Origin of the sequence: Methylobacterium sp. CCH7-A2 (assembly GCF_001557075.1) — a bacterium.
Classification (GTDB): domain Bacteria; phylum Pseudomonadota; class Alphaproteobacteria; order Rhizobiales; family Beijerinckiaceae; genus Allobosea; species Allobosea massiliensis.
This window is the reverse complement of the sequence record NZ_LSKN01000204.1, coordinates 1-491: the sequence shown is the minus strand read 5'-3', so window position 1 is coordinate 491 and position 491 is coordinate 1. Positions and strand designations below refer to the sequence as shown.

1 protein-coding gene is annotated in these 491 nt (G+C 63.1%); it reads right to left on the bottom strand.

The features are described 5' to 3' along the window. Positions 1–333 (bottom strand): hypothetical protein (locus tag AX750_RS15380; RefSeq protein ID WP_156460968.1); only part of this gene is annotated, 333 nt, incomplete at its 3' end. Between the last annotated feature and the right edge of the window lie 158 nt (positions 334–491).

Genomic DNA, 491 nt, shown 5'->3' with positions numbered 1-491 from the left:
TGAGAGCCCGTCGATGACGACACCGGCTGCGATCAGGTGATAGATCGTAACATCGAGTTTGGCGGCCAACCGGCTCGCTTCGACCACAGTGAAGATGTGCTGTGTCGCCAGTGGGGGCAGACAGTCAGCGAGCAGTTCCGGCAGCTCGCCGATCTGGTCCAGAAGGATCAATCGCTGGTCCAGCTCGCTCGGCTTGGTCTTACGCTTGCCCTTTTTGATGAGAGCAGGGGGGGCCTTGCGACCCCCAAACGTGAGAGGCCCGTCTCCCAGCCCCATCAGAACCCGCGTGGATCCGACGCGCAGGCGCTCCAGGAAAGACTTACGGCGTGCCATGATGGCGCACTCGATTGATGTGTCTGGCCTTGGCCTTCGACAGCCGTGTCGCGATGATGGCATTCAACGTCGCGTCCATAGCGGTGATGACGGCGTGACAGAGCGCGGTTCGCGCGATGTCGCGGCGGGCCGAATGGCGCGATCGTTCGCGCGCCGGC